The 506-nt window shown below is 59.9% G+C and carries 2 protein-coding genes; both read right to left on the reverse strand.

The features are described from left to right. A partial coding sequence (locus AACY08_RS28825; protein WP_339472490.1) for a VIT1/CCC1 transporter family protein occupies positions 1–247 on the reverse strand: 247 nt, incomplete at its 3' end. A 69-nt stretch (positions 248–316) separates the two neighbouring features. After that, positions 317–496, reverse strand: a complete 180-nt coding sequence (locus AACY08_RS30740; protein ID WP_445262059.1) for an ATP-binding protein — start codon at positions 494–496, stop codon at positions 317–319. Between the last annotated feature and the right edge of the window lie 10 nt (positions 497–506).

A 506-nucleotide genomic window follows, 5' to 3' on the forward strand; every position in this document is an offset into this window, starting at 1 on the left:
CGTCCGCTTGGGAGCTGACCGACACATATTCACCGGCAGCCATCGCCATGGCCCCCGCCGCAATTCCTGCGACCCCAGTAAGCACGATCTGACTCGATCCAGGCGCTGCGGCTGCAACGCCAACCATTAGGCTTGCGGTAGAAAGTAGACCGTCGTTTGCTCCGAGCACTGCTGCACGAAGCCACCCGACGCGAGTCAGAAAATGTCCTTCGCCGTGTTTCGGTGGACCGATTTTTGCAATATTCACTTCATATTCTTTCGCTGAGAACCTAAAAAGGGTAACGCGAGCTGCCACGGTCGCGCGCAATTGATCGGATTATCGGTCGTCCGGCGGAGCTTGCAGACGGACGGTAAACACTGCACCCCCACCGGGTGCATTTTCGACAATGATTGTGCCGCCATGCGCTTCGACAAGCCGCTGGACGATGCCGAGGCCAATGCCCGCGCCGAACTGTTCCTGCGCGCGCAGGCCAGCGCGTTCAACGCCAGCGGCCAGATCTGGGCAC

Source organism: Pseudomonas sp. EL_65y_Pfl1_R83 (assembly GCF_963970695.1).
Lineage (GTDB): Bacteria > Pseudomonadota > Gammaproteobacteria > Pseudomonadales > Pseudomonadaceae > Aquipseudomonas > Aquipseudomonas tritici.